This window comes from Pseudomonas sp. 13159349 (genome assembly GCF_013305685.1).
Classification (GTDB): domain Bacteria; phylum Pseudomonadota; class Gammaproteobacteria; order Pseudomonadales; family Pseudomonadaceae; genus Aquipseudomonas; species Aquipseudomonas asiatica.
This window is the reverse complement of record NZ_CP045553.1, coordinates 3,741,382-3,764,639: the sequence shown is the minus strand read 5'-3', so window position 1 is coordinate 3,764,639 and position 23,258 is coordinate 3,741,382. Positions and strand designations below refer to the sequence as shown.

General features: G+C 62.9%; 28 protein-coding genes. 12 read left to right on the top strand and 16 right to left on the bottom strand.

All coding sequences use genetic code 11. From position 1 onward, the window contains the following. The first annotated feature begins 9 nt into the window (after nucleotides 1-9). Complete coding sequence (locus GEV38_RS17460) at nucleotides 10-363, top strand: response regulator (RefSeq protein WP_015270878.1); 354 nt, start codon at nucleotides 10-12, stop codon at nucleotides 361-363. Nucleotides 364-408: 45 nt separating this feature from the next. Here GEV38_RS17460 and csrA read toward each other — a convergent pair whose 3' ends face one another. The 8 genes from csrA to GEV38_RS17420 form a co-directional block, all read right to left on the bottom strand. Then, nucleotides 409-606 (bottom strand): carbon storage regulator CsrA, encoded by a 198-nt coding sequence (gene csrA, locus GEV38_RS17455; RefSeq protein ID WP_004375914.1) that lies wholly within the window; start codon nucleotides 604-606, stop codon nucleotides 409-411. Between the two features lie 253 nt (nucleotides 607-859). Next, nucleotides 860-1,882 carry a DNA topoisomerase IB gene (locus GEV38_RS17450; RefSeq protein ID WP_015270877.1) on the bottom strand — a complete coding sequence of 341 codons (1,023 nt, stop codon included), beginning with the start codon at nucleotides 1,880-1,882 and terminating at the stop codon, nucleotides 860-862. A 57-nt stretch (nucleotides 1,883-1,939) separates the two neighbouring features. Continuing rightward, complete coding sequence (gene modC, locus GEV38_RS17445; protein WP_054572098.1) at nucleotides 1,940-3,031, bottom strand: molybdenum ABC transporter ATP-binding protein; 1,092 nt, start codon at nucleotides 3,029-3,031, stop codon at nucleotides 1,940-1,942. Between the two features lies 1 nt (nucleotide 3,032). Then, on the bottom strand, nucleotides 3,033-3,713 hold the full coding sequence (gene modB, locus GEV38_RS17440; protein WP_015270875.1) for a molybdate ABC transporter permease subunit: 681 nt from the start codon (nucleotides 3,711-3,713) through the stop codon (nucleotides 3,033-3,035). Beyond that, a complete protein-coding gene (gene modA / locus GEV38_RS17435) occupies nucleotides 3,713-4,471 on the bottom strand; it encodes a molybdate ABC transporter substrate-binding protein (RefSeq protein WP_054572097.1) in 759 nt (252 codons plus the stop codon). Before modA ends, modB begins: the two co-directional genes overlap by 1 nt. A gap of 80 nt (nucleotides 4,472-4,551) precedes the next feature. Next, nucleotides 4,552-5,640 (bottom strand): nitronate monooxygenase family protein, encoded by a 1,089-nt coding sequence (locus GEV38_RS17430; RefSeq protein ID WP_054572096.1) that lies wholly within the window; start codon nucleotides 5,638-5,640, stop codon nucleotides 4,552-4,554. Between the two features lie 43 nt (nucleotides 5,641-5,683). After that, the gene (locus GEV38_RS17425; RefSeq protein ID WP_013973186.1) at nucleotides 5,684-5,854 is read right to left on the bottom strand and encodes a hypothetical protein; all 171 of its coding nucleotides are present in this window, start codon (nucleotides 5,852-5,854) and stop codon (nucleotides 5,684-5,686) included. Nucleotides 5,855-5,861: 7 nt separating this feature from the next. Further along, nucleotides 5,862-6,164 (bottom strand): DUF1883 domain-containing protein, encoded by a 303-nt coding sequence (locus tag GEV38_RS17420; RefSeq protein WP_004375922.1) that lies wholly within the window; start codon nucleotides 6,162-6,164, stop codon nucleotides 5,862-5,864. A 160-nt stretch (nucleotides 6,165-6,324) separates the two neighbouring features. On the opposite strand from GEV38_RS17420, the gene GEV38_RS17415 reads away from it, so the two are divergent. The 8 genes from GEV38_RS17415 to GEV38_RS17380 all read left to right on the top strand — a co-directional run bounded on the left by GEV38_RS17415 (nucleotide 6,325) and on the right by GEV38_RS17380 (nucleotide 13,880). Beyond that, complete coding sequence (locus GEV38_RS17415; RefSeq protein WP_015270872.1) at nucleotides 6,325-6,684, top strand: hypothetical protein; 360 nt, start codon at nucleotides 6,325-6,327, stop codon at nucleotides 6,682-6,684. Between the two features lie 77 nt (nucleotides 6,685-6,761). Further along, on the top strand, nucleotides 6,762-7,412 hold the full coding sequence (locus GEV38_RS17410; RefSeq protein ID WP_015270871.1) for a cytochrome c: 651 nt from the start codon (nucleotides 6,762-6,764) through the stop codon (nucleotides 7,410-7,412). Further along, complete coding sequence (locus GEV38_RS17405) at nucleotides 7,409-8,323, top strand: c-type cytochrome (protein ID WP_054572095.1); 915 nt, start codon at nucleotides 7,409-7,411, stop codon at nucleotides 8,321-8,323. Before GEV38_RS17410 ends, GEV38_RS17405 begins: the two co-directional genes overlap by 4 nt. A 239-nt stretch (nucleotides 8,324-8,562) precedes the next feature. After that, complete coding sequence (galU, locus tag GEV38_RS17400) at nucleotides 8,563-9,402, top strand: UTP--glucose-1-phosphate uridylyltransferase GalU (protein ID WP_013973181.1); 840 nt, start codon at nucleotides 8,563-8,565, stop codon at nucleotides 9,400-9,402. Between the two features lie 188 nt (nucleotides 9,403-9,590). Next, nucleotides 9,591-10,946 carry a glutathione-disulfide reductase gene (gorA, locus tag GEV38_RS17395; protein ID WP_015270869.1) on the top strand — a complete coding sequence of 452 codons (1,356 nt, stop codon included), beginning with the start codon at nucleotides 9,591-9,593 and terminating at the stop codon, nucleotides 10,944-10,946. Nucleotides 10,947-11,271: 325 nt separating this feature from the next. Further along, on the top strand, nucleotides 11,272-11,835 hold the full coding sequence (gene ahpC / locus GEV38_RS17390) for an alkyl hydroperoxide reductase subunit C (protein WP_004375926.1): 564 nt from the start codon (nucleotides 11,272-11,274) through the stop codon (nucleotides 11,833-11,835). Nucleotides 11,836-11,959: 124 nt separating this feature from the next. Beyond that, nucleotides 11,960-13,522, top strand: a complete 1,563-nt coding sequence (ahpF, locus tag GEV38_RS17385; RefSeq protein WP_054572094.1) for an alkyl hydroperoxide reductase subunit F — start codon at nucleotides 11,960-11,962, stop codon at nucleotides 13,520-13,522. Nucleotides 13,523-13,691: 169 nt separating this feature from the next. After that, nucleotides 13,692-13,880, top strand: a complete 189-nt coding sequence (locus GEV38_RS17380; protein WP_013973178.1) for a hypothetical protein — start codon at nucleotides 13,692-13,694, stop codon at nucleotides 13,878-13,880. Between the two features lie 4 nt (nucleotides 13,881-13,884). On the opposite strand, the gene GEV38_RS17375 is transcribed toward GEV38_RS17380, so the two are convergent. From GEV38_RS17375 to GEV38_RS17350, 6 genes are all read right to left on the bottom strand, one after another. Continuing rightward, nucleotides 13,885-14,532, bottom strand: a complete 648-nt coding sequence (locus GEV38_RS17375; protein WP_025339663.1) for a YceH family protein — start codon at nucleotides 14,530-14,532, stop codon at nucleotides 13,885-13,887. A gap of 179 nt (nucleotides 14,533-14,711) precedes the next feature. Then, nucleotides 14,712-15,923 (bottom strand): serine/threonine transporter SstT, encoded by a 1,212-nt coding sequence (gene sstT / locus GEV38_RS17370; protein WP_015270866.1) that lies wholly within the window; start codon nucleotides 15,921-15,923, stop codon nucleotides 14,712-14,714. 78 nt (nucleotides 15,924-16,001) lie between these two features. Then, nucleotides 16,002-16,571 carry a GNAT family N-acetyltransferase gene (locus GEV38_RS17365; protein WP_015270865.1) on the bottom strand — a complete coding sequence of 190 codons (570 nt, stop codon included), beginning with the start codon at nucleotides 16,569-16,571 and terminating at the stop codon, nucleotides 16,002-16,004. Nucleotides 16,572-16,649: 78 nt separating this feature from the next. Continuing rightward, a complete protein-coding gene (locus GEV38_RS17360) occupies nucleotides 16,650-16,994 on the bottom strand; it encodes a carboxymuconolactone decarboxylase family protein (protein WP_039614473.1) in 345 nt (114 codons plus the stop codon). A 119-nt stretch (nucleotides 16,995-17,113) separates the two neighbouring features. Next, nucleotides 17,114-18,013: a lipid A hydroxylase LpxO gene (gene lpxO / locus GEV38_RS17355; protein WP_015270864.1), complete on the bottom strand. Its 900-nt coding sequence runs from the start codon at nucleotides 18,011-18,013 to the stop codon at nucleotides 17,114-17,116. Between the two features lie 148 nt (nucleotides 18,014-18,161). Beyond that, nucleotides 18,162-18,962, bottom strand: a complete 801-nt coding sequence (locus GEV38_RS17350) for a hypothetical protein (RefSeq protein ID WP_054572115.1) — start codon at nucleotides 18,960-18,962, stop codon at nucleotides 18,162-18,164. Between the two features lie 124 nt (nucleotides 18,963-19,086). Here GEV38_RS17350 and thpR point away from each other — a divergent pair, with 124 nt between their 5' ends. After that, the gene (thpR, locus tag GEV38_RS17345; protein ID WP_054572093.1) at nucleotides 19,087-19,632 is read left to right on the top strand and encodes an RNA 2',3'-cyclic phosphodiesterase; all 546 of its coding nucleotides are present in this window, start codon (nucleotides 19,087-19,089) and stop codon (nucleotides 19,630-19,632) included. 1 nt (nucleotide 19,633) lies between these two features. Here thpR and GEV38_RS17340 read toward each other — a convergent pair whose 3' ends face one another. Further along, a complete protein-coding gene (locus GEV38_RS17340) occupies nucleotides 19,634-20,230 on the bottom strand; it encodes an NAD(P)H-dependent oxidoreductase (RefSeq protein ID WP_054572092.1) in 597 nt (198 codons plus the stop codon). Nucleotides 20,231-20,323: 93 nt separating this feature from the next. Between GEV38_RS17340 and GEV38_RS17335 the strand changes: the two genes are divergently transcribed. Continuing rightward, complete coding sequence (locus GEV38_RS17335; RefSeq protein WP_054572091.1) at nucleotides 20,324-20,920, top strand: TetR/AcrR family transcriptional regulator; 597 nt, start codon at nucleotides 20,324-20,326, stop codon at nucleotides 20,918-20,920. A gap of 132 nt (nucleotides 20,921-21,052) precedes the next feature. Here GEV38_RS17335 and GEV38_RS17330 read toward each other — a convergent pair whose 3' ends face one another. Further along, the gene (locus GEV38_RS17330; protein ID WP_054572090.1) at nucleotides 21,053-21,958 is read right to left on the bottom strand and encodes an AraC family transcriptional regulator; all 906 of its coding nucleotides are present in this window, start codon (nucleotides 21,956-21,958) and stop codon (nucleotides 21,053-21,055) included. A gap of 180 nt (nucleotides 21,959-22,138) precedes the next feature. Between GEV38_RS17330 and calA the strand changes: the two genes are divergently transcribed. After that, nucleotides 22,139-23,191 (top strand): vanillin reductase, encoded by a 1,053-nt coding sequence (gene calA / locus GEV38_RS17325; RefSeq protein ID WP_054572114.1) that lies wholly within the window; start codon nucleotides 22,139-22,141, stop codon nucleotides 23,189-23,191. Nucleotides 23,192-23,258: the final 67 nt, after the last annotated feature.

The window sequence follows — 23,258 nt, the reverse complement described above, 5'->3', positions numbered from 1 at the left end:
AGGCGGGCGATGAACACCATCCTGATCGTCGATGACGAGTACCTGATTGCCGACATCCTCGGTTTTGCCCTGGAGGACGAGGGTTTTCTGGTGGAAAAGGCGAGCAACGGCTACAAGGCGCTGGAGGCACTGAAGGAAAAGCGCGTTCAGCTGGTCATCACCGACTACATGATGCCACTGCTCAACGGTGAGGAGCTTGTGCGCTCGATGCGTGAAGACCCGGCCTTGAGCGAGTTGCCGGTCATCCTCATGAGTGGCGCGCAGGCCAACCAGGGATGCCCGGAACTGTTCGCCGCGGTGTTCGACAAACCGTTCGACATGGACTGTATGATCGCCAAGGTGCGCGAACTGCTGGGCACCTGAGGCGCGGCGCGATCAAGCGCGTCCGTGCGGCTTGAGGCAGGTCGCTCAGTGCGAGTCGTCGTGCTTTTCCGGGGCCGGGCTGCCGGCCTGAATACGCTTGAAGATCTCTTCTCGATGGACCTGGACGTCTTTCGGTGCATCGATACCGATCCTCACCTGCATCCCTTTGACGCCCAGAATGGTGACTTTGATGTCATCGTTGATGACGATGCTTTCGCCAACCTTGCGGGTGAGTATCAGCATGTAGTTCTCCTTGGTGATGTAAAAGTCCGTCGGGCTAGTTGCCACGGCGGCGGGAGCTTGTCCCTCTTCCTTCTCATTAAAGACGCTTTCGGCGGATAGTAATTCCCCGACAGACAAATTCTGTTGCGTGTCTTCAGTCGCAGGTGCCGAAGCAAACCGCCAGCGGTTTGTCGGCCAAGGTGCTCGGTGGCAAGAATAGGGGGCTTGGCGGCCAATGGGAAATTTCTTCGCATCATGGTGTGAATAGACCGGGTTAATGGTCATCCTGTTCCTCGAGTGCCTGAAGAAATAACAGCAAGGCTACTTCTTCACGGTCCAGGCCTTTGCGCACACGGTTCTTCGGCAAGTTGGCCAGGCGCCCCAGGGCATAGTGTTCAAGTACAGCCGGGTGAATGTAACAGCGCCTGCACACTGCCGGTGTATTGCCCAGGCGTGATGCTACCTGACGGACGATGGCGGCGACCTGGCGCTTGGCTTCGCTCTCGGGCTCCCAGGCCAAGGGCCTCAGCAGGTCCAGGGCGAGGCTGCTACCGGCCCAGGTGCGGTAGTCCTTGGCGGTGAAGTCGGCACCGGTCAGCTGCTGCAGAAACTGGTTGACCTCGCTGGAGCCGACGCTATGGCGCTGGCCGTCGTCGTCCAGGTACTGGAACAACGCTTGGCCGGGCAGTTCCATGCAGCGCTTGAGCAGGTTGGCCAGGCGCCGATCGTTGAGGCTGACGTTGTGCTCGACGCCGCGCTTGCCGCGGAACTGGAAGCGGATGCTGCTGCCCTTCACCTCGACATGGCGGTTGCGCAGTGTGGTCAGTCCATAGGACTGATTGTCACGCAGGTAGCGCTGGTTGCCGATGCGGATCAGGGTGTGGTCCAGCAGGCTGATCACCAGCGCCATCACCTTTTCCCGGTCCAGGCCTGGCCGGGCAAGGTGGTCGTGCAGCTGTGCGCGCAATTTCGGCAGGGCCTGGGCAAACGCCAGCATGCGCCCGTACTTGTGCTGGTCGCGTATTTCGCGCCACTGCGCGTGGTAGCGGTATTGCTTGCGGCCACGGGCATCGCGACCTGTGGCTTGCAGGTGGCCTTGCGGGTCGGCGCAGATCCACACCTCGGTATAGGCCGGTGGGATTGCCAGTGCAGCGATGCGGGCAAGGGTATCGCTGTCGCGCACTCGTTGGCCGTCGGCATCCAGGTAGATGAAGCGCTCTCTCCAGCGCCGCCGGGTCAGGCCCGGCTGGCTGTCGTCGACGTAGTGCAGGGTGCGCGGCAGGGGGCAGTCAAGCATGGTTGGCAGGCCTCGATCAGGTCACTGATCAATGGACACCAGCGACGGGGCCGATGCTCAGCCCAGCAGCGCCACCGACTTGATCTGGGCAAACAGCACCTGGCCCGGGTGCAGGCCGAGCTGGTCTGCCGAGAAGCGGGTGATGCGCGCGAGCAAGGCGTTGCCGCCAGCATCCAGGCTGACCAATACATGGGCCGGGTTGGCGGCCGGGCGGCTTTCGCGCACGCGCACCGGCAAGCGGTTGAGAATGCTCGAAGTGCTGTCAGCTGCCAGGGCCAGGCTGACGTCACGCGCCTGCACCTTGACCCGCAAGGTGCTGCCCATCACCTGGGCAGGGTGGGTGATACGCAACAGCGGCCCGTCGTTGCCGGGCAGGCGCAGGTCGAGCAGGTCGTAGTGCGCGTCATGTGCCACCACCAGGCCTTCAAACACCACGCCGGCATCCTCGCCCTCGGCCAGCGACAGGTCGAGACGGGCCAGGGTTTCGCCGATCGGGCCGCTGGCCACTGTCTGGCCTTGCTCCAGCAACACCAGGTGGTCGGCCAGCCGCGCCACTTCTTCCTGGGCATGGCTGACATACACCAGCGGGATGTCCAGTTCGTCGTGCAGGCGTTCCAGGTAGGGCAGGATTTCGCGTTTGCGCGGCCCGTCGAGGGCAGCCAGTGGCTCGTCCATCAACAGCAGGCGCGGGCTGCTGAGCAGGGCGCGGGCAATGCCCACCCGCTGCGCCTCGCCACCGGACAAGGTCGCCGGCCGGCGTGCCAGCAAGTGGCCGATACCCAGCAGCTGGCAGGCCAGGTCTAGGCTGACCTTGCGCTCGGCAGCGGCCACCCGGCGCCAGCCGAACTCCAGGTTGCCGCGTACCGACAGGTGCGGGAACAGGCTGGCCTCCTGGAACACGTAGCCTACCGGGCGCAGGTGTGGTGCCAGAAAGAATCCGCGGGCGCTGTCTTCCCAGACTTCGCCGTTGACCTCGATGTAGGCGCTGGCGGCCCGTTCCAGCCCCGCCAGGCAACGCAGGCAGCTGGTCTTGCCAGAACCGGAGTGGCCGAACAACGCACTGATGCCGCGGCCGGGCAGGTGCAGGTCTACGTCCAGGGTGAAGTCGTCGCGTGCCAGTTGCAGGCGCGCCACAATCGATGCGCTCATTTCAGCTCCAGCCAGCCTTGCCGCGGCGTCCTGCGTAAAGCAGGAGCAGCACCAGGAACGAGAACACCAGCATGGCACCGGCCAGCCAGTGCGCTTGCGAATAGGCCATGGCCTCGACATGGTCGAAGATCTGCACCGAGACCACGCGTGTCTTGTCGGGGATGTTGCCGCCAATCATCAACACCACGCCGAACTCGCCCACCGTGTGGGCGAAACCGAGGATGCTGGCGGTGATGAAGCCCGGACGGGCCAACGGCAGCACCACGTGGACGAAGGTGTCCCAGGGGCTGGCGCGCAGCGTCGCGGCCACTTCCAGCGGGCGCTGGCCAATGGCGCCGAAGGCATTCTGCAGCGGCTGGACCACGAACGGCATGGAGTAGATCACCGAGCCTATTACCAGGCCGGTAAAACTGAACACCACGCTGCCCAGGCCCAGCGCCTGGGTCGCCTGGCCCAGCCAGCCATGTGGGCCGAGGGCGATCAGCAGGTAGAAACCGATCACTGTGGGTGGCAGTACCAGCGGCAAGGCCACCACCGCGCCCACCGGCCCGCGCAACCACGAGCGCGTGCGCGCCAGCCACCAGGCGATGGGCGTGCCGACGATCAGCAGGATGAGGGTGGTCATGCTGGCCAGTTTCACGGTCAGCCAGATGGCACCCAGGTCACTGGCATCCAGTGGCATCAGATTTCATAACCGTAGGATTTGATCACTGCCGCGGCTTTCGGGCCTTTCAGGTAGTCGACCAGGGCCTTGGCGGCGGGGTTGTCCTTGCCTTTTTCGAGGATTACCGCGTCCTGGCGGATGGGTTCGTGCAGGGACGAGGGAACGATCCAGGCCGAACCGCTTTCGACCTTGCCGTCCTTGTAGATTTGTGAAAGGGCGACAAAGCCCAGCTCGGCGTTGCCGGTGGATACGAACTGGAACGCCTGGGTAATGTTCTGCCCTTCGACCAGCTTGGGCCGGGTGGCTTCGGTCAGCTTCAGCTTGTCCAGCACCTGTGTGGCGGCCAGGCCGTAGGGCGCGGTTTTCGGGTTGGCAATGGACAGGTGCTTGAACTGGTTGTTCTTCAGCACTTCGCCGTTGGCGTCGACATAGCCGGGTTTGGCCGACCACAGCGCCAGGGTGCCGATGGCGTAGGTGAAGCGTGAGCCCGGGGCAATCGCGTTTTCCTGCTCGAGCTTGGCTGGGGTGCTGTCGTCGGCAGCGAGAAATACCTCGAACGGCGCGCCATTCTTGATTTGTGCGTAGAACTGGCCGGTGGCGCCATAGGCAGCGACCAGCTTGTGGCCAGTGTCTTTCTCGAAGTCCTTGGCAATGGCCTGGATAGGGGCTGTGAAGTTCGCTGCGACCGCGACCTGGACTTCATCGGCCCAGGCAGTGTTGAAGGCAAGCAGGCTGGTCAGGGCGGTGGCAGCCAAGTGGGGTGGGCGGATACGCATGAAGACAGCTCCTTGGGGCTTATCGTTATATCCTTAACTATATAGCGGTAGGCCATGGGCCGGGAAGGGGCCAGACCTGCTTATGCAGACGCCTGGCGGCCGATCATGGCCAGCGCCTTTTCGGCAATCTCCCGGGTCAACTCACCCGCCGGCATATGCCTGCCCAGCCGCAACGCCTGCCCCGACCAGAGGTTGCTGAAATCGCTATTGCCCTGCGGATCCGTAATCGCCCGCAAAGGCATCAAGGCCCCGCCGGCCAGCGGGAAGTGCGGGGCCAAATCGCTCATCGGCCCCAGCTCGCGCATGATGCGGTTGTTGATGCCACGCGCCGGTCGGCCGGTGAACAGGTTGGTCAGCGCCGTGTCGCTGGCAGGTGCGCTGTCCAGGGCCTGGCGATGCGCCGGCGACACCTTGGCCTCGGGGCAGAACAGGTACGCAGTTCCGATCTGCACTGCCGAAGCACCCAAGGCCAATGCCGCCAACAGGCCGCGGTGGTCAGCAATGCCGCCAGCGGCAATCACCGGGACGCTGACCGCATCGGCCACCTGCGGCACCAGCGCGAAGGTGCCGATCTGGCTGGTGATATCGTCGCTGAGGAACATGCCGCGATGGCCGCCCGCCTCATAGCCCATGGCAATGATCGCATCACAGCCGTGATGCTCCAGCCACACGGCTTCCTCTACTGTAGTGGCGCTGGACAGCACCTTGGCACCACTGGCCTTTACCCGTTGCAGCAGGCCGGCATGTGGCAGGCCGAAGTGGAAGCTCACCACCTCCGGGCGCAGTTGCTCGACCAGCTGGCAGCTATGTTCGTCGAAAGGCGCCCGGTTGGACACCGGTGTGGGCGCCGTGAAGTCGGCTCCCACTTCGCTGTAATAGGGCTGTAGCGCCTGCTTCCAGCGTGCATCGCGCTCGGCATCGGGCGCTGGCGGCTGGTGGCAGAAGAAGTTCAGGTTCAACGGGCGGCCCGGGCAGCCGGCGCGGAAGGCAGCGATCTCGGTGCGCACCTGGTCGCCCGTGAGCATGGCGCAGGGCAGGGCGCCCAAACCGCCCGCCAGGCCCACGGCAATGGCCATGCCCGAGCCCGTCGCACCGGCCATGGGGGCCTGCAGAATGGGCAACTCGATGCCCAGCAGGTCGAGGATGCGGCGGTCGGGCCAGTGGCTCATGCGATTCTCCTTGCGCGGGCGGGCGGTACGGTGGGGCGGGTATTTACAAGGCTTTGCTGACCTGGATGTCGCTGATCTTCTCGGCGTCTTCGCCGTGAATCTTGCGCAGGGCTTCCAGGGCTTGTTCGAGGGAGGCGTCGGGCATCAGCGCGAAGTCCCAGCGGCGCTGGCCGTCGAGCTTGTACTTGATGACGTACTTGGTGGTCTGGGTCATGGTGGCCTTATCTGAGTTTCGACGATGAACGACGGACGATCTTGATCTTGTGGGTCAAGGTTGGCTTGCGGGTAACCGAGATCGGGCGGGTGGTCACGGTATCGATGGTGATGTTCCAGAAACCGGTGCTTGGCACGGTGATCTTCGCCGGGAACTTGTCGAAATGGCCACCGTGGTAGGTATGACGGCCGCCGTTCTTGAAGCTGCGGAAGTTGGCGTCGTTCATCAGGCGGATATTGCAGCGCTGGGAGCACTCGATGACGACGATATCGTCCTCGTTCAGGTGCTCGCGCTGGTGTACGAATTTCATGTGATGCTCCGCAAGGATTGGTTCTGCAAAGGCGAAAGATACCACGATGTCGGGTTACACTGCCGCGCTGTTCCGCCAGGCATAGATAAATCTGCCAAAGCAGGGAGCAAAACAGCCTGGCTGTGGTCAAAGCGGATTCTTGAAGGCAGAGGTGCTGCAAATGAAGTGGATGGTGGCGGCGTTGGCGATGACGCTGGGTGGCTGTGTGAGTGTTACGGAACTGGAACAGTCGCATGAAACGCTGGATGTAATCTCGGGCAAGTCCCCACGCGCGTATGCCGATTGCGTCAAGCAGAAGCTGGCCGATACCCGGGACCCGCTTGTGGAAGAGCAGCGTGGCGATGGCCTGCGGCTGATCGTGCCGCAAAAAATCAGCTCGGGCGTGGGCCCGGCGGCGCTGGTGGATATCGACAAGCGTGGCAGCGGCAGCAGCATCAAGTTGCACGAGCGGCTGAACAATTTCCCGCTGCGCCTGGGCGACGTGCGCACCGCAGCCACCCAATGCATTTCCGGTAGTTGATCCAGGGCAACTGATCACGCTCCTTTTACTTATATGTTTTAAGCCTAAGCTTATAACAATAGAAAGGGAGATTCGTGATGACACCGTTGAGTCGCGCCTTGGTCGGCAGCCTGCTGATCCTGGCCTGGCCCACGGCGCATGCCGCCGATGGCCAGAAAGTCTTCACCCAGGGTGGGGCCAACCCCGCCGCCATGGCTTGCCTGGGTTGCCATGGCCCGGACGGCAAAGGCATTGCCGCTGCCGGCTTCCCACGCCTGGCCGGGCTGCCGGCCGCTTACCTCAGCAAGCAATTGCATGATTGGCGCAACGGCAGCCGCAAGCAGCCGGTGATGGAGCCGCTTGCCAATGCCCTGAGCGAGGATGAGATCGAGGCGGTCAGCACCTATCTGGCCAGCCTGCCGGCAGACCCTGCAGGCGACCTGCGTCGCCAGCAGATCGCCGATGACCCCACCACCCGCATGGCCCTGTACGGTGACTGGAGCCGGCAGATTCCTGGTTGCGTGCAATGCCATGGCCCGGGCGGTGGCGGGGTTGGCGAACACTTCCCGCCCTTGGCCGGCCAGCCCGCCAGTTACCTGGTGGCGCAGCTCAATGCCTGGCGTGACGGCACGCGCAGCAATGACCCCAACCAGCTGATGGTCGGCGTGGCCAAGGCCATGACCGATGACGAGATCAAGGCCGTTGCCGAGTTCTTCGCCCGCCCCGCCAGCCAGGAGGTCAAGCCATGAAACCGATGATTCCAGCCCTGCTGCTGCTGGCCATGGGCAGCGCACACGCCGCCCAGATTGCCATGGAAGACCAGTCGCAGTTGAAAGTGCCTGGCGTGCAGGCCGCGCCGCAGTTCGTGCCACCAGCGGAAAGCGAGTTGCCTGACAATGCCTTTGGCAAGATGGTACGCGAGGGGCATGCCTTGTTCGTCGACACCCGCAGGTTGATGCCCGAGGCTGTGGGCAACGGCATGAACTGCAGCAACTGCCACCTTGACCAGGGGCGGCTGGCGCATTCCGCGCCGATGTGGGGGGCGTACCCGATGTACCCCGCCTACCGCAAGAAAAATGACAAGGTCAACACCTATGCCGAGCGCATCCAGGGCTGCTTCCAGTTCAGCATGAACGGCAAGCCGCCTGCGGCCGATAGCCCGCAGATGACGGCGCTGGCGGTGTATTCGTACTGGCTGTCGACCAAGGCGCCGACCGGCGTCGAGATTGCCGGGCGCGGGTACCCGGAGGTGCCGCAGCCAAAGGGCGGATACGACTTCAAGCGCGGTCAGCAGGTTTATCGTGAGCAGTGTGCGATTTGTCACGGCGACAATGGCGAAGGGCAGAAGGTGGCGGGCGAGTACGTGATGCCGCCGTTGTGGGGCAAGGACTCCTACAACTGGGGCGCCGGCATGCACCGGATCAATACCGCGGCGTCGTTCATCAAGTACAACATGCCGCTGGGCAAGCCGGGCAGCCTTAGCGATCAGCAGGCCTGGGATGTGGCGGCCTGGGTCAATCGCCATGAACGGCCGCAGGACCCGCGGCTGGTGGAGGGCTCCATCGAGAAAACGCGGGTGAAGTTCCATGCCAATGACGGGGTGAACCTGTATGGGCAGAAGGTCGATGGTGTGCTCATAGGGCAGGGCACCGGTAGCTGATGTATTGCCTGTACTGGCCTCCTCGCGGGCTTGTCCGCGAAGAGGCCAGTACAGGAAACCCCGATTTCCTGTCATCCAACGGGCATGGATGACAGCAATATTTACGATCCCCCGGAACTATCTACACTAGGTTATCTCTATCTTCCCATCGATCGGCCACAGGTAGGGCATTGTAAGGTGACTGCCGCCTGATTAGACTGCGCCGAATTCCACTGGCCTAGCCTTTTGTAAGGACGTATATGATCAAAAAATGCTTGTTCCCGGCAGCCGGTTACGGCACCCGCTTCCTGCCCGCTACCAAAGCCATGCCCAAGGAAATGCTGCCGGTGGTCAACAAGCCACTGATCCAGTATGGCGTTGAAGAGGCACTGGATGCCGGTCTGAACGAGATCTCCATCGTCACCGGGCGCGGCAAGCGTGCTTTGGAAGACCACTTCGACATCAGCTACGAGCTGGAAAACCAGATCAAGGGCACCGACAAGGAAAAATACCTGGTTGGTATCCGTCGCCTGCTCGACGAGTGCTCGTTCTCCTACACCCGCCAGACCGAAATGAAAGGCCTGGGCCACGCCATCCTGACTGGCCGCCCGCTGATCGGCGACGAGCCGTTCGCCGTGGTGCTGGCGGACGACCTGTGCGTGAACCCGGAAGGTGACGGCGTACTGACCCAGATGGTCAAGCTGTACAACCAGTTCCGTTGCTCGATCGTCGCCATCCAGGAAGTCGATCCGCAGGAAACCAACAAGTACGGCGTGATCGCCGGCGACATGATCCGTGACGACATTTTCCGTGTCACCAACATGGTCGAGAAGCCAAAGCCGGAAGACGCCCCGTCGAACCTGGCGATCATTGGTCGCTACATCCTGACCCCGGACATCTTCGACATCATCGCCAACACCGAGCCGGGCAAAGGTGGCGAGATCCAGATCACCGACGCCCTGATGCAACAGGCGCAGAACGGCTGCGTGATCGCCTACAAGTTCAAAGGCAAGCGTTTCGACTGCGGTGGCGCTGAGGGTTACATCGACGCGACCAACTTCTGCTTCGAGAACTACTACAAGACTGGCAAGGCTTACTGATAAGCCGCTACTTGTATCAAAGCTGATAACTGGGGCTGCTTTGCAGCCCTTCGCGGGCACGCCCGCTCCTACAGGTATTGTGCAGGCCTTTAAGGTTGCGCCGGTACTGTGGGAGCGGGCGGGCCCGCGAAGGGTCGCAAAGCGGCCCCAGTGCGTTATGCTGGGCGCCTGCCTAGGAGAGTGAATACATGGCCTACGATTTTGATCTGTTCGTGATTGGTGCCGGGTCCGGCGGTGTGCGCGCGGCGCGGTTTGCCGCCGGCTTCGGGGCAAAGGTGGCAGTGGCAGAGAGCCGCTACCTGGGCGGCACCTGCGTCAACGTCGGCTGCGTGCCGAAAAAGCTGCTGGTGTACGGCGCACACGTCGCCGACGAACTGGAGCAGGCCGCAGGCTTCGGCTGGACCTTGGAAGAAGGGCACTTCGACTGGGGCACCCTGATTGCCAACAAGAACCGGGAAATCGAGCGCCTCAACGGCATCTACCGCAACCTGCTGGTCAACAGCGGGGTTACCTTGCTGCAGGGGCATGCGCGCTTGACCGGTGCCAATGAAGTGGAAGTGGAAGGCCAGCGCTACACCGCCGAGCACATCCTCATCGCCACCGGTGGCTGGCCACAGGTGCCGGACATTCCGGGCAAGGAACTGGCCATCACCTCCAACGAAGCCTTCTACCTCAAGGACCTGCCACGCCGGGTGCTGGTGGTGGGCGGTGGCTACATTGCCGTCGAGTTCGCCGGCATCTTCCAGGGCCTGGGGTCGGCTACCACACTGCTGTACCGTGGCGACCTGTTCCTGCGTGGCTTCGACGGTTCGGTGCGCACGCACCTGAAGGAAGAACTGGAAAAGCGCGGCCTCGACCTGCAGTTCAATGCCGACATCCAGCGCATCGACAAGCTCGAGGACGGCAGCCTCAAGGCCACCCTCAAGGATGGCCGCGAGCTGGTCACCGATTGCGTGTTCTATGCCACCGGCCGGCGCCCGATGCTGGACAACCTGGGCCTGGAAAACACCGGCGTCGAGCTGGATGCACGCGGTTACATTCGCGTTGACCAGCAGTACCAGACGACCGCGCCGTCGATCCTGGCCATTGGCGACGTGATTGGCCGCGTGCAACTGACCCCGGTGGCTCTGGCCGAGGGCATGGCCGTGGCCCGGCGCCTGTTCAAGCCTGAGCAATACCGCCCGGTGGACTACCAGAACATCCCCACCGCAGTCTTCAGCCAGCCTCCCATCGGTACCGTGGGCCTGACCGAGGAGCAGGCGCTGGAGGCCGGGCACAAGGTGCAGGTATTCGAGAGCCGCTTCCGTGCGATGAAACTGACCCTGACCGACATCCAGGAAAAGACCCTGATGAAGCTGGTGGTCGATGCCGAGACCGACAAGGTGCTGGGCTGCCACATGGTTGGCCCCGACGCCGGCGAGATCATCCAGGGCCTGGGCATTGCCCTGAAGGCCGGTGCGACCAAGCAACAGTTCGACGAAACCATCGGCGTGCACCCGACGGCGGCCGAAGAGTTCGTGACCATGCGCACCGCGACGCGCTGACTCAACGGAACGCATACCGTTGTAGGAGCGGCCTTGTGTCGCGATGGGCTGCGAAGCAGCCCCCAGTATTTCTGCAATCGTGAGATACACAGGGGCTGCTTCGCAGCCCATCGCGACACAAGGCCGCTCCTACAGGAGTGACACGACCATGGAGTCAGGGGCATGACCCCGCAATCCTTTGCTCAGCCCATTCCCTTCTATTAGTTACTACCGGTTATAGCCAAAACCAATCAAAAGCATGAGCTTTGCCAATGAGCCTTTATCGGGACCAGCGGTTAGGATTCTCTCCATCAACTGATTCCAACCCCATGAAGGAGCGTCTCTCATGCCAATCATCAACAGCCAGGTCAAACCGTTCAACGCCACCGCCTACCACAAAGGCGAGTTCGTCCAGGTCAGCGAAGCCGACCTGAAAGGCAAGTGGTCTGTCGTGTTCTTCTACCCGGCCGACTTCACCTTCGTCTGCCCGACCGAGCTGGGTGACCTTGCTGACAACTACGCCGAGTTCCAGAAGCTGGGCGTGGAAATCTACGGTGTGTCCACTGACACCCACTTCACCCACAAAGCCTGGCACGACACTTCGGACACCATCGGCAAGATCCAGTACCCACTGATCGGTGACCCGACCCACGTCATCTCGCGCAACTTCGACGTGCTGATCGAAGAAGCCGGCCTGGCCGATCGCGGTACCTTCGTGATCAACCCGGAAGGTCAGATCAAGATCGTCGAACTGAACGACGGTGGTGTAGGTCGCGATGCTGCCGAACTGCTGCGCAAGGTGAAGGCTGCCCAGTACGTTGCCGCTCACCCAGGCGAAGTTTGCCCGGCCAAGTGGAAAGAAGGCGAAGCCACCCTGGCCCCGTCGCTGGACCTCGTCGGCAAGATCTAAGCCGATGTGTATGTCGCGGGCGGTAGCCAGCCGCCAAAGCTGAAGTACCTACCGCCCCGTAAAGCGCCCGGGCGAGTTCGCCTGGGCGTTTTTGTATCCGAGTTTTGAAAAAGGAATCGCCCGTATGTTGGACGCCACGCTTAAATCGCAACTGAAAACCTACCTGGAGCGGGTCACCCAGCCGATCGAGATCGTTGCCTCCCTCGACGACGGCGCGAAATCCCGCGAATTGCACGACCTGCTGGTGGAAATTGCCAGCCTGTCGAACCTTATTACCTTCAGCGCGGACGGCAGCGATACCCGTCGTCCATCGTTCTCGCTGAACCGCCCGGGAGCCGACATAAACCTGCGCTTCGCCGGCATCCCCATGGGCCACGAATTTACCTCGCTGGTGCTGGCACTGCTGCAGGTCGGGGGCCACCCGTCCAAGGCCAGTGCCGAAGTGATCGAACAGATCCAGGCGCTGGAAGGCGAGTTCACCTTCGAAACCTACTTCTCGCTGTCGTGCCAGAACTGCCCGGACGTGGTCCAGGCGCTGAACCTGATGGCGGTCCTCAACCCCAACGTACGCCACGTGGCCATCGATGGCGCGCTGTTCCAGGCGGAAGTGGAATCGCGCAAGATCATGGCGGTGCCGAGCATTTACCTGAACGGCGAAGTGTTTGGCCAGGGCCGCATGGGCCTGGAAGAAATCCTCGGCAAGATCGACACCAACGCAGGCAGCCGTCAGGCCGAAAAGATCAACGCCAAGGACGCCTTCGATGTGCTGGTGGTCGGTGGTGGCCCGGCCGGCGCCTCGGCAGCCATCTATGCCGCGCGTAAAGGCATCCGCACCGGTATTGCGGCCGAGCGTTTCGGCGGCCAGGTGCTCGATACCCTGGCCATCGAGAACTTCATCTCGATACAGGAAACCGAAGGGCCGAAGCTGGCCACGGCGCTGGAAGAGCACGTCAAGCAGTACGACGTGGACATCATGAACCTGCAGCGCGGTGAAGCGCTGATCCCGGCCACCGATGGCGGCCTGCACGAAGTACGTCTGGCCGGCGGTGCCTCGCTCAAGGCCAAGACCGTGATCCTGGCTACCGGTGCCCGCTGGCGTGAGATGAACGTGCCGGGCGAACAGGAATACCGCGCCCGTGGCGTGGCTTACTGCCCGCACTGTGACGGCCCACTGTTCAAGGGCAAGCGCGTGGCGGTGATCGGTGGAGGCAACTCGGGTGTGGAAGCGGCCATCGACCTGGCGGGTATCGTCGCCCAGGTAACGCTGATCGAGTTCGACAGCCAGCTGCGTGCCGATGCGGTACTGCAGCGCAAGTTGCACAGCCTGCCGAACGTGAAGGTGATCACCAGTGCGTTGACCACCGAAGTGCTTGGCAATGGCGAAAAGGTGACTGGCCTGCGCTACAAGGACCGCACCACCGACCAGCAGCATGAAGTGGCGCTGGAGGGCATCTTCGTGCAGATCGGCCTGCTGCCGAACACCGACTGGCTGAAAGGCACCGTCGAGCTGTCGCCACGTGGCGAGATCATCGTCGATGCCAAGGGCCAGACCAGCATCCCTGGTGTGTTTGCGGCGGGTGACGTGACGACTGTGCCGTACAAGCAGATCGTGATTGCGGTAGGTGAGGGGGCCAAGGCATCGCTGGCGGCCTTTGACCACCTGATCCGCACTTCGGTACCGGCATAAGCCTGTACCGGCCCTTTCGCGGGCATGCCCGCTCCCACAGGTTCTGCACAGGTCTTGAGATTTGTGAGGAACCCTGTAGGAGCGGGCATGCCCGCGAATGCGTCAGAACTGACAAAGCTGAATCTGAGGATGTCTATGATTACTGCAGACACCCTCAGGAATCACACCCATGACCCTGATCAGCCGCGAACCCTGGTGGCTAGTCCCCCCGAAGCCCGGGCAGCAAGAGCAGGACCTGCACTGGGGCTACCTGGAAATCTATGCCGACGGCCGCACCGTGTTCGTCGACCAGCGCCCCAGTGACCGGGAGCTGGCCGAGCGCAAGAGCTGCCGCAACTTCCCCGACCCCGAGCCGTGACGGCTCAGCCTTCCAGTTCGGCCAGGCGTGCTTCCAGCGCCGCGATGCGCGCTTCGAGGGCTTCGATGCGTTCTTCCGACACATTGCCGCCGCTGCTGCGTGCCCCACCTTCTTGTTGCCGGGCAGCCAGGATTGCCTCGATTTCGGCCGGGTCGCCCAAAGCATGGGTGTAACGGTCTTCGCGCTGGCCGGCCTGACGCGGCAGGTGCAAGGCCAGGCCGCGCGATATCAGGCGCTCCAGCTGGTGCTGGATCTGCTCGGTGTCGTCGAAGTCGTGCAGGCGGTTGCTGCGGGTCAGCAGTTCGTTGAGGGTTTGCGGCCCGCGCAGGAACATCAGGCCCATCAGCACCAGTTGCGCCGGCACCAGCTCAAGCGCCTTGTCCACCCGTTGTTCCCAACGGTCGGCGCGGCTGCCCATCTGCAGGCGGGTCATGTCCTGCCCTTCGAGGGCGCGCAGGGCTTGGCCGACCTGGCCTTGGGTGAGGTTCATGACCGGCTCGCGACTGGTCTTCTGGTTGCAGGCCAGGACCAGGGCGTTGAGGGTCAGCGGGTAGCTTTCCGGGCTGGTGGCCTGCTTCTCGATCAGCGAGCCGAGAATACGGATCTCGATGCTGTTGAAGCGGCCTTCGCCGGCGGTTTCGTGTTCTGACATGGCCCTGTCTCATTGCTGGGGAAAGGCCACTAGCCTAGGTAAAGCGCCAGGCTTAAGCAATCACTGGGATCATCGCCGGCAAGCCAGCTCCCACAGGTACAGCACAAGCCGTAAGGCCGGCACTATCCCTGTGGGGGCTGGCTTGCCTGCGAAAGGGCCGCAAAGCGGCCCCGGCAAACTCAAGCGTTGCGCCGCTCTTCAGCCTGGCACGCCGCCGCGGTAAACAGCACATCGGTCGAAGAATTCAGCGCCGTCTCGGCCGAATCCTGCAGCACGCCGATGATGAAGCCAACCGCCACCACTTGCATGGCAATTTCGCTAGGGATACCAAACAGGCTGCACGCCAGTGGAATCAGCAGCAGCGAGCCACCGGCCACGCCCGAGGCGCCGCAGGCACAGACCGCCGCCACCACGCTGAGCAGCACGGCGGTCGGCAGGTCCACCATAATACCCAGAGTATGCACCGCCGCCAGGGTCAGCACGGTAATGGTGATGGCGGCGCCGGCCATGTTGATGGTCGCACCCAGCGGGATCGACACCGAATAGGTGTCCTCATGCAGGCCAAGGCGCTCCGACAGGGCCAGGTTGACCGGGATGTTGGCTGCCGAGCTGCGAGTGAAGAACGCGGTGATACCGCTTTCGCGCAGGCAGAGCAGGGTCAGCGGGTAGGGGTTGCGGCGGATTTTCCAATATACGATCAGCGGGTTCATCACCAGCGCCACGAACAGCATGCAGCCGATCAGCACCGCCAGCAGGTGCAGGTAGCCGAGCAGGGCGCCCAGGCCCGACTGGGCCAGCGTGGCGCTGACCAGGCCAAAGATGCCCACCGGGGCGAAGCGGATGACCACGCGTACGATCAGGGTCACGCCATTGGACAGGTCCTCTACCACGGTGCGGGTGGTTTCGCCGGCATGGCGCAGGGCTACGCCCAGGCCGATGGCCCAGGTCAGTACGCCGATGAAGTTGGCGTTGAGCAGGGCGTTGATCGGGTTGTCGACCGCACTCAGCAGCAGGTTCTGCAGCACCTCGGTAATGCCCCCCGGCGCGCTCAGCGCAGCGTCGCTGGTAGTCAGCACCAGGTTGGACGGGAACAGCATGCTGGCGACCACGGCGACTACCGCAGCGCTGAAGGTGCCCAGCAGGTACAGCCAGAGAATCGGGCGAATATGGGTTTCCTGGCCGTGACGGTGGTTGGCGATCGATGCCATGACCAGAATGAACACCAGCACGGGCGCCACCGCCTTGAGGGCGCTGACGAAGACTTTCCCGAGGAAGGCCATGTCGCGGGCGATGGCGGGCGCAAGCAGGGCCAGGGCGATGCCGGCGATCAGGCCGATGACGATCTGCGTCACCAGGCTGGTTCGGTTGAGGAAGCGGAGGACGGGGGTCATGTGCAACGATATCCCAGCATGTTCAAAAAGGGCGCGACTTTACCATAGACCTTCGTCGAGCAGGGCGGCCTGAAGAAGTCAGCGCCCGCGCCGCCGCGACACCCGCGCCTCGATGTTCTTGCGCCCGATCAGCAGTGGCGGCTTCTCCACTACCGGCTCGTCCGCCAGCCATTTGTACATCACCAGGCAGTCCACCAGCCCCAGGCGGGCATGGCGGTAGGCCTTGGGCAAGCGGCCAACGGTTTCGAAGCCCAGCTTGTGCCACAGCGCCACTGCCACCTCGTTGGTGGCCACCACCGAGTTGAACTGCAGGGCCAGAAAGCCCTCCTGGCGTGCCTGTTTCTGTGAGTGCTCGCACATCAAGCGCGCGACGCCGCGGCCGCGTGCCGTTTCACAGACCATGTAGCCGCAATTGCCCACGTGCCCACCGGGCCCGGCGGCATTGGCCTTGAGGTAATACGACCCCAGCATCGCGCCGTCTTCCTCGGCCACGAATGTGCGCATGGGCAGTTCCAGCCACAGCTGGCGGGCCTGTTCAAAGCTGAGGGCCGGGTCGAATGCGTAGGTTTCACGGGCTTGTACGACGGCCTGGAAGGTGGGCCAGAAGCGCTCGAAGTCTTCCGGCGTCATGGGGCGGATGTGGATCATGCGGGTTCCTGCAAGGGCTGGGCCGCCCAGTCTGGGTGGCGCGGCGCCGTCGCGCAAGGGCGGCGACGCCATTTGCGCTCAGCTGTTGGCCTTGCCCACTGCATCCATGGCACGTGCCGAGTAGACCAGCGCGGCGCCGGCATTCATCGCCACGGCCACGCCCAGGGCCTCGGCGATTTCCTCGCGGCTGGCGCCGTGTTTGACGGCCTGCTGTGAATGCACGGCGATGCAGCCATCGCAGCGGGTGGTCACGGCCACGGCAAGGGAGATCAGCTCGCGGGTCTTGGCGTCCAGGTGGTTGGTCTTGGCCCCTGCGCCGCTGGCGGTCATGTAGCCAGCCACGGTGTCAGGGGATAGCTGCTTGAGATCGCCGATGCCGGCCATCAACTGCTTACGGTAGGCGTCCCAGTCCATCATGCTCATCGTCTTCACCTTGGGGAGGTTGCGAGTGGAGCTTTCAGGCTAGTCGAAGAGTGGAAAGTGTGAGGCTTGTACTTTGGTTGTTTGCGCGCAGGCCTTTGGACTGCGCGCAACCATATCGATCAGATATAGATGAACACCAGCACCAACGCCGCGACGAACGCCCACTTCTCCAGATAGTAGCGCGTGCGGTTGCGCTTCTTCAGCGCCTTGCCACGTTCGCGGATCTTGTAGATGCGGGTGAACAGCCGGTTGATGCCACCGGTCTTGTCGCCGGCATCGTTGGGGGCGGCGGCAGCGGCCATGACGTTGCGGCTGAACCAGCGGTTGAACGCGGTTGCCCAGCGGTACTTGAGCGGGCGTTCCACGTCGCAGAACAGGATGATGCGGTTGTGCTCGGTGGTATTGGCCGCGTAGTGGATGTAGGTCTCGTCGAAGACCACGCCCTCGCCATCGCGCCAGGAATATTTCTCACCGTCCACATCGATGTAGCAGCCATCGTCGTTCGGCGTGTCCAGGCCCAGGTGGTAGCGGTACGAGCCGGCATACGGGTCGCGGTGGCGCACCAGCTTGGCGCCCGGTGGCAGGGTGGCGAACATGGCGGCCTTGACCGTGCCGATGCCTTTGAGCAACTCGGTGGTGCGTGGGCACAGGGTCATCGCCGACGGGTGGCTTTCGCCGTACCACTTCAGGTAGAAGCGCTTCCAGCCGGTCTTGAAGAATGAGTTGAAACCGACATCATCGTAATTGTCGGACTTCTTGATTTCGCCCACATGCAGCAGTTGCTGGGCTTCCTGGCGGATTTCCTGCCAATGGTCCTGCAGCGTCTGCAGTTCGGGGAAGGCCTCCACCGGCAGGTACGGCTTTGCAGGGTGCCGGGAAAACAGGTACAGGAAGCTGTTGATCGGCGCCAGGAAGCTGGAGTGGTCGCCCAGCTGACGGGTCAGCTTGTGGCGGACGCGACCGCGCAGGTGAACATAGGCGATCGAGAGGATGAAGATGAGGACTAAGGCGATTTTCATGGGCGGATACGTCAAGTAATGGCCATGCGTGATGGCTAAGCCCGCCAGCATAAACAATCGAGCCGATGCTTTGTAGGAGAATGTTACGCAGCGATGGCAGACCTTGGTACAAGCGTCACCGCTGTACCAAGGTCTGCATGGCGATGCATCAGGCCAGAGTGACCTCGATGCGGCCATCCGTGATGCGATGGTCCCTGCCTTGGTAACTGACTACATAATCAGTAAAGTCGGCGGTCAGGGTCTTTTTATCCACGTTCCACTCATGCTGCAGGCGGCCTCCGCTCAAGAGATAGTGCATACCGCCAATCGAGAAGAACAGGCGTGCATGTTGTTCACTGAACAGCATCATGATGCCTTGGATTGCGTTGTCCACTTGCTGTCTGGCGATGAGTTGGATGCGGCCGTCCTGAAGTATCTTGGATTCGATGGTTTGAGCGTCAAGGTTACCCAGCGAGGGGAAAATGGCGGGGTCGAGGTTGGCGGTGACCCGGCCGGTGCCGTTGGTCCTTGCATCTTTGGCCAGTGACAAGGACAACGAGCCATCCACGATCTCGACCATGCCCATGGTGTGTTCAATGGTGTAGTGGAACGTTGCGGCAAATGCCTTGGAAGCCTCATCCATCTCGGTAATATCGATTGAGCCCCCGGTCGCCCAACCTGAGCGACCAATCGAAGTCGAACCGAAATAGGCGTTGATCTCGGCTTTCTCGCCTGCACCGATCTTGAGGGATGCGCCCGCCACCAGGTAACGTTCCGGGATATTCAGGAATATATAGCTATAAGCGGTATCTGATCCCTCCGTGTACTGAATGGCGAAAAATGAGCGGTTGCCATTACTGACATCTGTATCTATGGCATCAGTCGTGAACTCGCGCTCACGCTGGTTGCCCCACTTCAGTTTCGCTTGCATGGCAGGCTGGGTATTCCGTGTTTGCTGGTGCTGTTTCATGGCCGTATCTATGTGATTGAATTGAGGCCTCAGCGTATGGTTTGGGTGCCTGCCCGCGAAACTGACAGACCTGCGGGTTTCCCAACGCATCAGTACGTGCTTTGCCATCTCGAGGAGCGGCACGATGACACCGGTCAGCGGACGTATCGAAAAACCATTCAAGCGCCTGTTCTTCGCCTTGCCGGTCAGCGATGCCCAGCGCCGCGCCCTGGCCCAGTGGCGACGTGGCCTGAACCTGCGCAGCGGCAAGCCGGTGCCGGCCGCCAACTTCCATGTGACACTGCTGTTTCTCGGCGATGTGGATACCGCCCATGTGCCTGCTATTTGCGCGGTGGTCGACCAGCTGGCGCTACCGGCCACGGCACCACGGTTGTTGCTGGACCTCCTGCAGGTATGGCAGCGGGCCAGTGCACTGGTGCTGGAGGCGCAGCAGACCCCACCGGCCCTGTTGCAACTGGTGTACAGCTTGCAGCAGGCGCTGCTGCCGTTGGGGGTGGAAGCGGCCGACCGCGAGTATCGCCCGCACCTGACGCTGGCCAGGGATTACCGCGGCCAGCCGCCAGAAGCCAGCAGCGCGCCGGATTTCTACCTCGCCGCCCGCCATTTCACACTGTACGAGTCGCGCAAGGGCGCTTACTGGCCATTGGCGCAATGGCCGCTTTCAAGCTGATTCAGGCCATGGCCTCGCAGCCTGCGAACATCTGCTCGCCCAGCGTGCTTGCAGTGTGCAGATGCGCTGCCGGGGCTGCGCCCTCGCTGTCGTCCAGCAGGGTGGAGCTGAGTACTTCGGCGCCGCAGTAGTCGAAAATGCCGTGCTCGATCTGCACATGCATCGCCTTGCCATAGCCGTGACGTTCGAAAGTGCCGCTGTCGGCACCGGCGACGGCGACCAGGTGCACCTTCATGCCGCGCAGCTTCTTGACGGTGATGCCCCCTTCATAATCGAAGGCCCAGCCATTGCTGAACACCCGCTCGACCCAGCCTTTGAGCAAGGCCGGCAGCGACCACCAATAGATGGGGTAGACCAGCACCAGCGCATCGGCGCGTTCGATACGTCCCTGCTCCCTGAGTACATCCGCCGGCGGGGCTGCCAGCCTGCGGTGCACCGCATGGTCGGCCAGGCCGAAACGCGGGTCGAAACCTTCACTGGCCAGGTCGGCGATTTCGCTGCCGTGGCCGGCGTTGGCCAGGCCGGCGGCGATCTGTCGGGCCAGGGCATGGGTGAGGGATTGCGGGTCGTGATGACCGACGACGATCAGGGCATGCATGGTGGGCTCTCCAAGATGGGGATGCAGGGTTACCCGGAGCGCTATATACTCAAGGTAAGTTACGTTTAGTAAGTTACTTTTGGTAGGTAAACGATGTCAAGCGATGATCAAGGCCGCTCGCGCAAGCGCCTGAGCCGCGAAGAGCGCCGTCGACAGTTGCTCGATGTGGCCTGGCAGCTGGTACGGGAGGAGGGCACCGATGCCTTGAGCCTGGGGCGTTTGGCCGAGCAGGCGGGGGTGACCAAGCCGGTGGTCTATGACCATTTCGAGACCCGCACCGGGCTGTTGGTGGCGCTGTACCAGCAATACGATGCACGGCAGTCGCGGATGCTGGAGCAGGCGCTGGCGTGTTGTGACGCTAGCCTGGCCAGTCGCGCCGGGGTGATTGCCGAGGCGTATGTGGACTGTGTGATGAGCCAGGGGCTGGAGATACCCGGAGTGTCGGCGGCATTGGCCGGCTCGCCGGAAATGGAAGCGCTGAAGCGGGCCTATGAGCAGCCGTTTCTGGACAAATGCCGTGAGGCGCTGGCCGGGTTTTCGCCCAGTGGCAACATTGGGGTGGCGGGCATGCGCCTGCTGGTGGGGGCGGCGGATGCCTTGTCGCAGGCGGCTGCCGCAGGGGAGCTGGAGGTGGGGCAGGCCAAGGCCGAATTGCGGGCAGCAATAGTGGCGATGGTCGAGCGGCAATGAAGCCTTGAGAGTGCCGGGGCTGCTCTGCAGCCCATCGCCGGCAAGCCGGCTCCCACATCAACCGCATCGGTTTCAAGCCATGTGCAGTCCCTGTGGGAGCCGGCTTGCCGGCGATGGGGCCAGGGCAGGCGATTACACTGGCAGGCTCTGGTACGGCAATTCATCCCCCGGGCTGCGGTCGAACTGGCGCTTGTACTCGCGGCTGAACTGCGAGGTGCTCTGGTACCCCACCCGGTGCGCGGTCTGCGCCACCCCCAGGCCTTCGCCGATCAGCATCTGCTGCGCCTTCAGCAGCCGCAGGCGCTTGAGGTACTGCATTGGTGCCATGTCGGTGCAGCGCTTGAAGTGCTCGTGGAAGGTCGAAACGCTCATGTTGGCGCGCGCGGCCAGCGCTTCCACGCTCAGCGGCTCGGTGTAGTGTTCGCGCAGGTGGGCAAGGGCGGCGCCGATGCGGGCGAAGTGCCCTTGTTGCTCCACCAGCGCCCGCAATACGCCTGCCTGTGGGCCGCGCAAGGCGGTGTACAGCACCTCGCGTACCCGCGCCGGCCCCAGCACCTTGGCGTCCACTGGGTCCTGCAGGCAGCGCAGCAGCCGTTCCACGCATTCGCGCATCGGCGCATCGAGTGCCGCCGAGGTCATCGACTGCGGGGTTTGCGCCTGCACAGCGGCATCCGGCGCCAGGGCCATGCTTTGCACCAGTTCACCCAGCACGCCGCGGTCGATGTCCACCGCCACGCCCAGCAACGGTGCTTCGGGGGTGGCGAAGGTTTCGCACATGAACGGCACCGACAATGCCTGCACCAGGTAATGCCCGGCGCCGTACTCCAGGGTACGCGGCCCCAGGCGCGCCAGCTTGCTGCCCTGGGCCAGGATCATCAGGCTGGGTTCGTAGATCTGCGGGCTGCTGGCCACATAGTGGTCCCAGCTCAGCACCTGCACCTGGGGCAGGTGCGTGGGCACGAAGCCCGGGCGCGTGGCAAGGCTGCGGATCAGCGTGCAAAGCGGCGCATTGGCGTCGACGTGGCGGGTCAGTTGCATGATGGACCTGGGCAGAGGATCAGACAGTCTGATCATCGCAGAATGAACGCTCGGCGCCAGGTGCTGCAGGGCATCTTCGGAGAATCAGGCATCGATGCCGGAGAATCAGCCGTGGGCGAGGCGGCGCATGGCGCGCAGAATGCGCCGCCTGAATCGTTTCACTTCATAGCGAGGCCCTGCATGTACACCGCCATCGGTTACGCCGCCCAGACCCCCACCAGCCCTCTGGCTCCCATGACCTTCGAGCGTCGCAGCTCGCGCCCTGACGACGTCGCCATCGATATCCTGTACTGCGGCGTGTGCCACTCCGACATTCACCAGGCGCGCAACGAATGGGGCATTGCCGTGTACCCGCTGATGCCGGGCCACGAGATCATCGGCCGCGTCACCGCGGTGGGCGACAAAGTGACCGCGCACAAGGTCGGCGACCTGGTCGGCGTTGGCTGCATGGTCGACTCGTGCCGCCACTGCGAAGCCTGTGCCAAGGACCTGGAGCAATATTGCCTGGAAGGCCCGACCATGACCTACGCCACCCCGGACCGGGTCGACGGTAGCAACACCATGGGCGGTTACTCCAGCAGCATCGTGGTCAGCGAGCACTTCGTGGTGCGCATCCCGGCCGGCATGGACCTGCCCAGTGCCGCGCCAATCCTCTGCGCTGGCATCACCACCTATTCGCCGCTCAAGCACCACGGTGTCGGCCCCGGTCACAAGATCGGCATCCTCGGCATGGGCGGCCTGGGCCACATGGCCATCAAGCTGGCCAAGGCCCTGGGTGCCGAAGTGACCCTGTTCACCCGTTCCCAGGCCAAGGCCGAGGAAGCCCGTCGCCAGGGTGCCGACCATGTGATCGTGTCCACCGATGCCGAGCAGATGCACGCCGCGGCGGGCCGTTTCGACTTCCTGCTCGACACCATCCCGGTGCAGCACGACCTCAACCCGTACCTGGAAACCCTGAAATTCGATGGCGTGCACATCCTGGTCGGGCTGATCGAGCCGATCGACCCGGCGGTGCATGCGGCCAATCTGGTGATGAAGCGCCGGGTGCTGGCGGGGTCGTTGATCGGTGGTATTGCCGAGACCCAGGAAGTGCTGGACTTCTGTGCCGAGCACGCGATTCGTTGTGATATCGAGTTGCTGGATATCCGCAACATCAACCAGGCGTATGAGCGGATGATTGCCGGGGACGTGAAGTACCGGTTCGTGATCGATATGGCTACTTTGCAAGGCTGATTGGTTGCCTGCCCCGGCCTCTTCGCGGGTGAACCCGCTCCCACAGGTATCGTGCAGGTTTCAGGTT

Excerpts from the sequence above, each read along its gene's own strand:
- modA (WP_054572097.1), bottom strand. The coding sequence starts at position 4,471 with ATGCGTATCCGCCCACCCCACTTGGCTGCCACCGCCCTGACCAGCCTG.
- GEV38_RS17360 (WP_039614473.1), bottom strand. The coding sequence starts at position 16,994 with ATGAGCATGATGGACTGGGACGCCTACCGTAAGCAGTTGATGGCCGGC.
- csrA (WP_004375914.1), bottom strand. The coding sequence starts at position 606 with ATGCTGATACTCACCCGCAAGGTTGGCGAAAGCATCGTCATCAACGAT.
- GEV38_RS17460 (WP_015270878.1), top strand. The coding sequence starts at position 10 with ATGAACACCATCCTGATCGTCGATGACGAGTACCTGATTGCCGACATC.
- ahpF (WP_054572094.1), top strand. The coding sequence starts at position 11,960 with ATGTTGGACGCCACGCTTAAATCGCAACTGAAAACCTACCTGGAGCGG.
- GEV38_RS17425 (WP_013973186.1), bottom strand. The coding sequence starts at position 5,854 with ATGACCCAGACCACCAAGTACGTCATCAAGTACAAGCTCGACGGCCAG.
- GEV38_RS17420 (WP_004375922.1), bottom strand. The coding sequence starts at position 6,164 with ATGAAATTCGTACACCAGCGCGAGCACCTGAACGAGGACGATATCGTC.
- galU (WP_013973181.1), top strand. The coding sequence starts at position 8,563 with ATGATCAAAAAATGCTTGTTCCCGGCAGCCGGTTACGGCACCCGCTTC.
- GEV38_RS17415 (WP_015270872.1), top strand. The coding sequence starts at position 6,325 with ATGAAGTGGATGGTGGCGGCGTTGGCGATGACGCTGGGTGGCTGTGTG.
- GEV38_RS17405 (WP_054572095.1), top strand. The coding sequence starts at position 7,409 with ATGAAACCGATGATTCCAGCCCTGCTGCTGCTGGCCATGGGCAGCGCA.
- gorA (WP_015270869.1), top strand. The coding sequence starts at position 9,591 with ATGGCCTACGATTTTGATCTGTTCGTGATTGGTGCCGGGTCCGGCGGT.
- GEV38_RS17375 (WP_025339663.1), bottom strand. The coding sequence starts at position 14,532 with ATGTCAGAACACGAAACCGCCGGCGAAGGCCGCTTCAACAGCATCGAG.
- sstT (WP_015270866.1), bottom strand. The coding sequence starts at position 15,923 with ATGACCCCCGTCCTCCGCTTCCTCAACCGAACCAGCCTGGTGACGCAG.
- GEV38_RS17365 (WP_015270865.1), bottom strand. The coding sequence starts at position 16,571 with ATGATCCACATCCGCCCCATGACGCCGGAAGACTTCGAGCGCTTCTGG.
- thpR (WP_054572093.1), top strand. The coding sequence starts at position 19,087 with ATGACACCGGTCAGCGGACGTATCGAAAAACCATTCAAGCGCCTGTTC.
- GEV38_RS17410 (WP_015270871.1), top strand. The coding sequence starts at position 6,762 with ATGACACCGTTGAGTCGCGCCTTGGTCGGCAGCCTGCTGATCCTGGCC.
- GEV38_RS17430 (WP_054572096.1), bottom strand. The coding sequence starts at position 5,640 with ATGAGCCACTGGCCCGACCGCCGCATCCTCGACCTGCTGGGCATCGAG.
- GEV38_RS17350 (WP_054572115.1), bottom strand. The coding sequence starts at position 18,962 with ATGAAACAGCACCAGCAAACACGGAATACCCAGCCTGCCATGCAAGCG.
- GEV38_RS17450 (WP_015270877.1), bottom strand. The coding sequence starts at position 1,882 with ATGCTTGACTGCCCCCTGCCGCGCACCCTGCACTACGTCGACGACAGC.
- lpxO (WP_015270864.1), bottom strand. The coding sequence starts at position 18,013 with ATGAAAATCGCCTTAGTCCTCATCTTCATCCTCTCGATCGCCTATGTT.
- modB (WP_015270875.1), bottom strand. The coding sequence starts at position 3,713 with ATGCCACTGGATGCCAGTGACCTGGGTGCCATCTGGCTGACCGTGAAA.
- GEV38_RS17340 (WP_054572092.1), bottom strand. The coding sequence starts at position 20,230 with ATGCATGCCCTGATCGTCGTCGGTCATCACGACCCGCAATCCCTCACC.
- GEV38_RS17330 (WP_054572090.1), bottom strand. The coding sequence starts at position 21,958 with ATGCAACTGACCCGCCACGTCGACGCCAATGCGCCGCTTTGCACGCTG.
- modC (WP_054572098.1), bottom strand. The coding sequence starts at position 3,031 with ATGAGCGCATCGATTGTGGCGCGCCTGCAACTGGCACGCGACGACTTC.
- GEV38_RS17380 (WP_013973178.1), top strand. The coding sequence starts at position 13,692 with ATGACCCTGATCAGCCGCGAACCCTGGTGGCTAGTCCCCCCGAAGCCC.
- calA (WP_054572114.1), top strand. The coding sequence starts at position 22,139 with ATGTACACCGCCATCGGTTACGCCGCCCAGACCCCCACCAGCCCTCTG.
- GEV38_RS17335 (WP_054572091.1), top strand. The coding sequence starts at position 20,324 with ATGTCAAGCGATGATCAAGGCCGCTCGCGCAAGCGCCTGAGCCGCGAA.
- ahpC (WP_004375926.1), top strand. The coding sequence starts at position 11,272 with ATGCCAATCATCAACAGCCAGGTCAAACCGTTCAACGCCACCGCCTAC.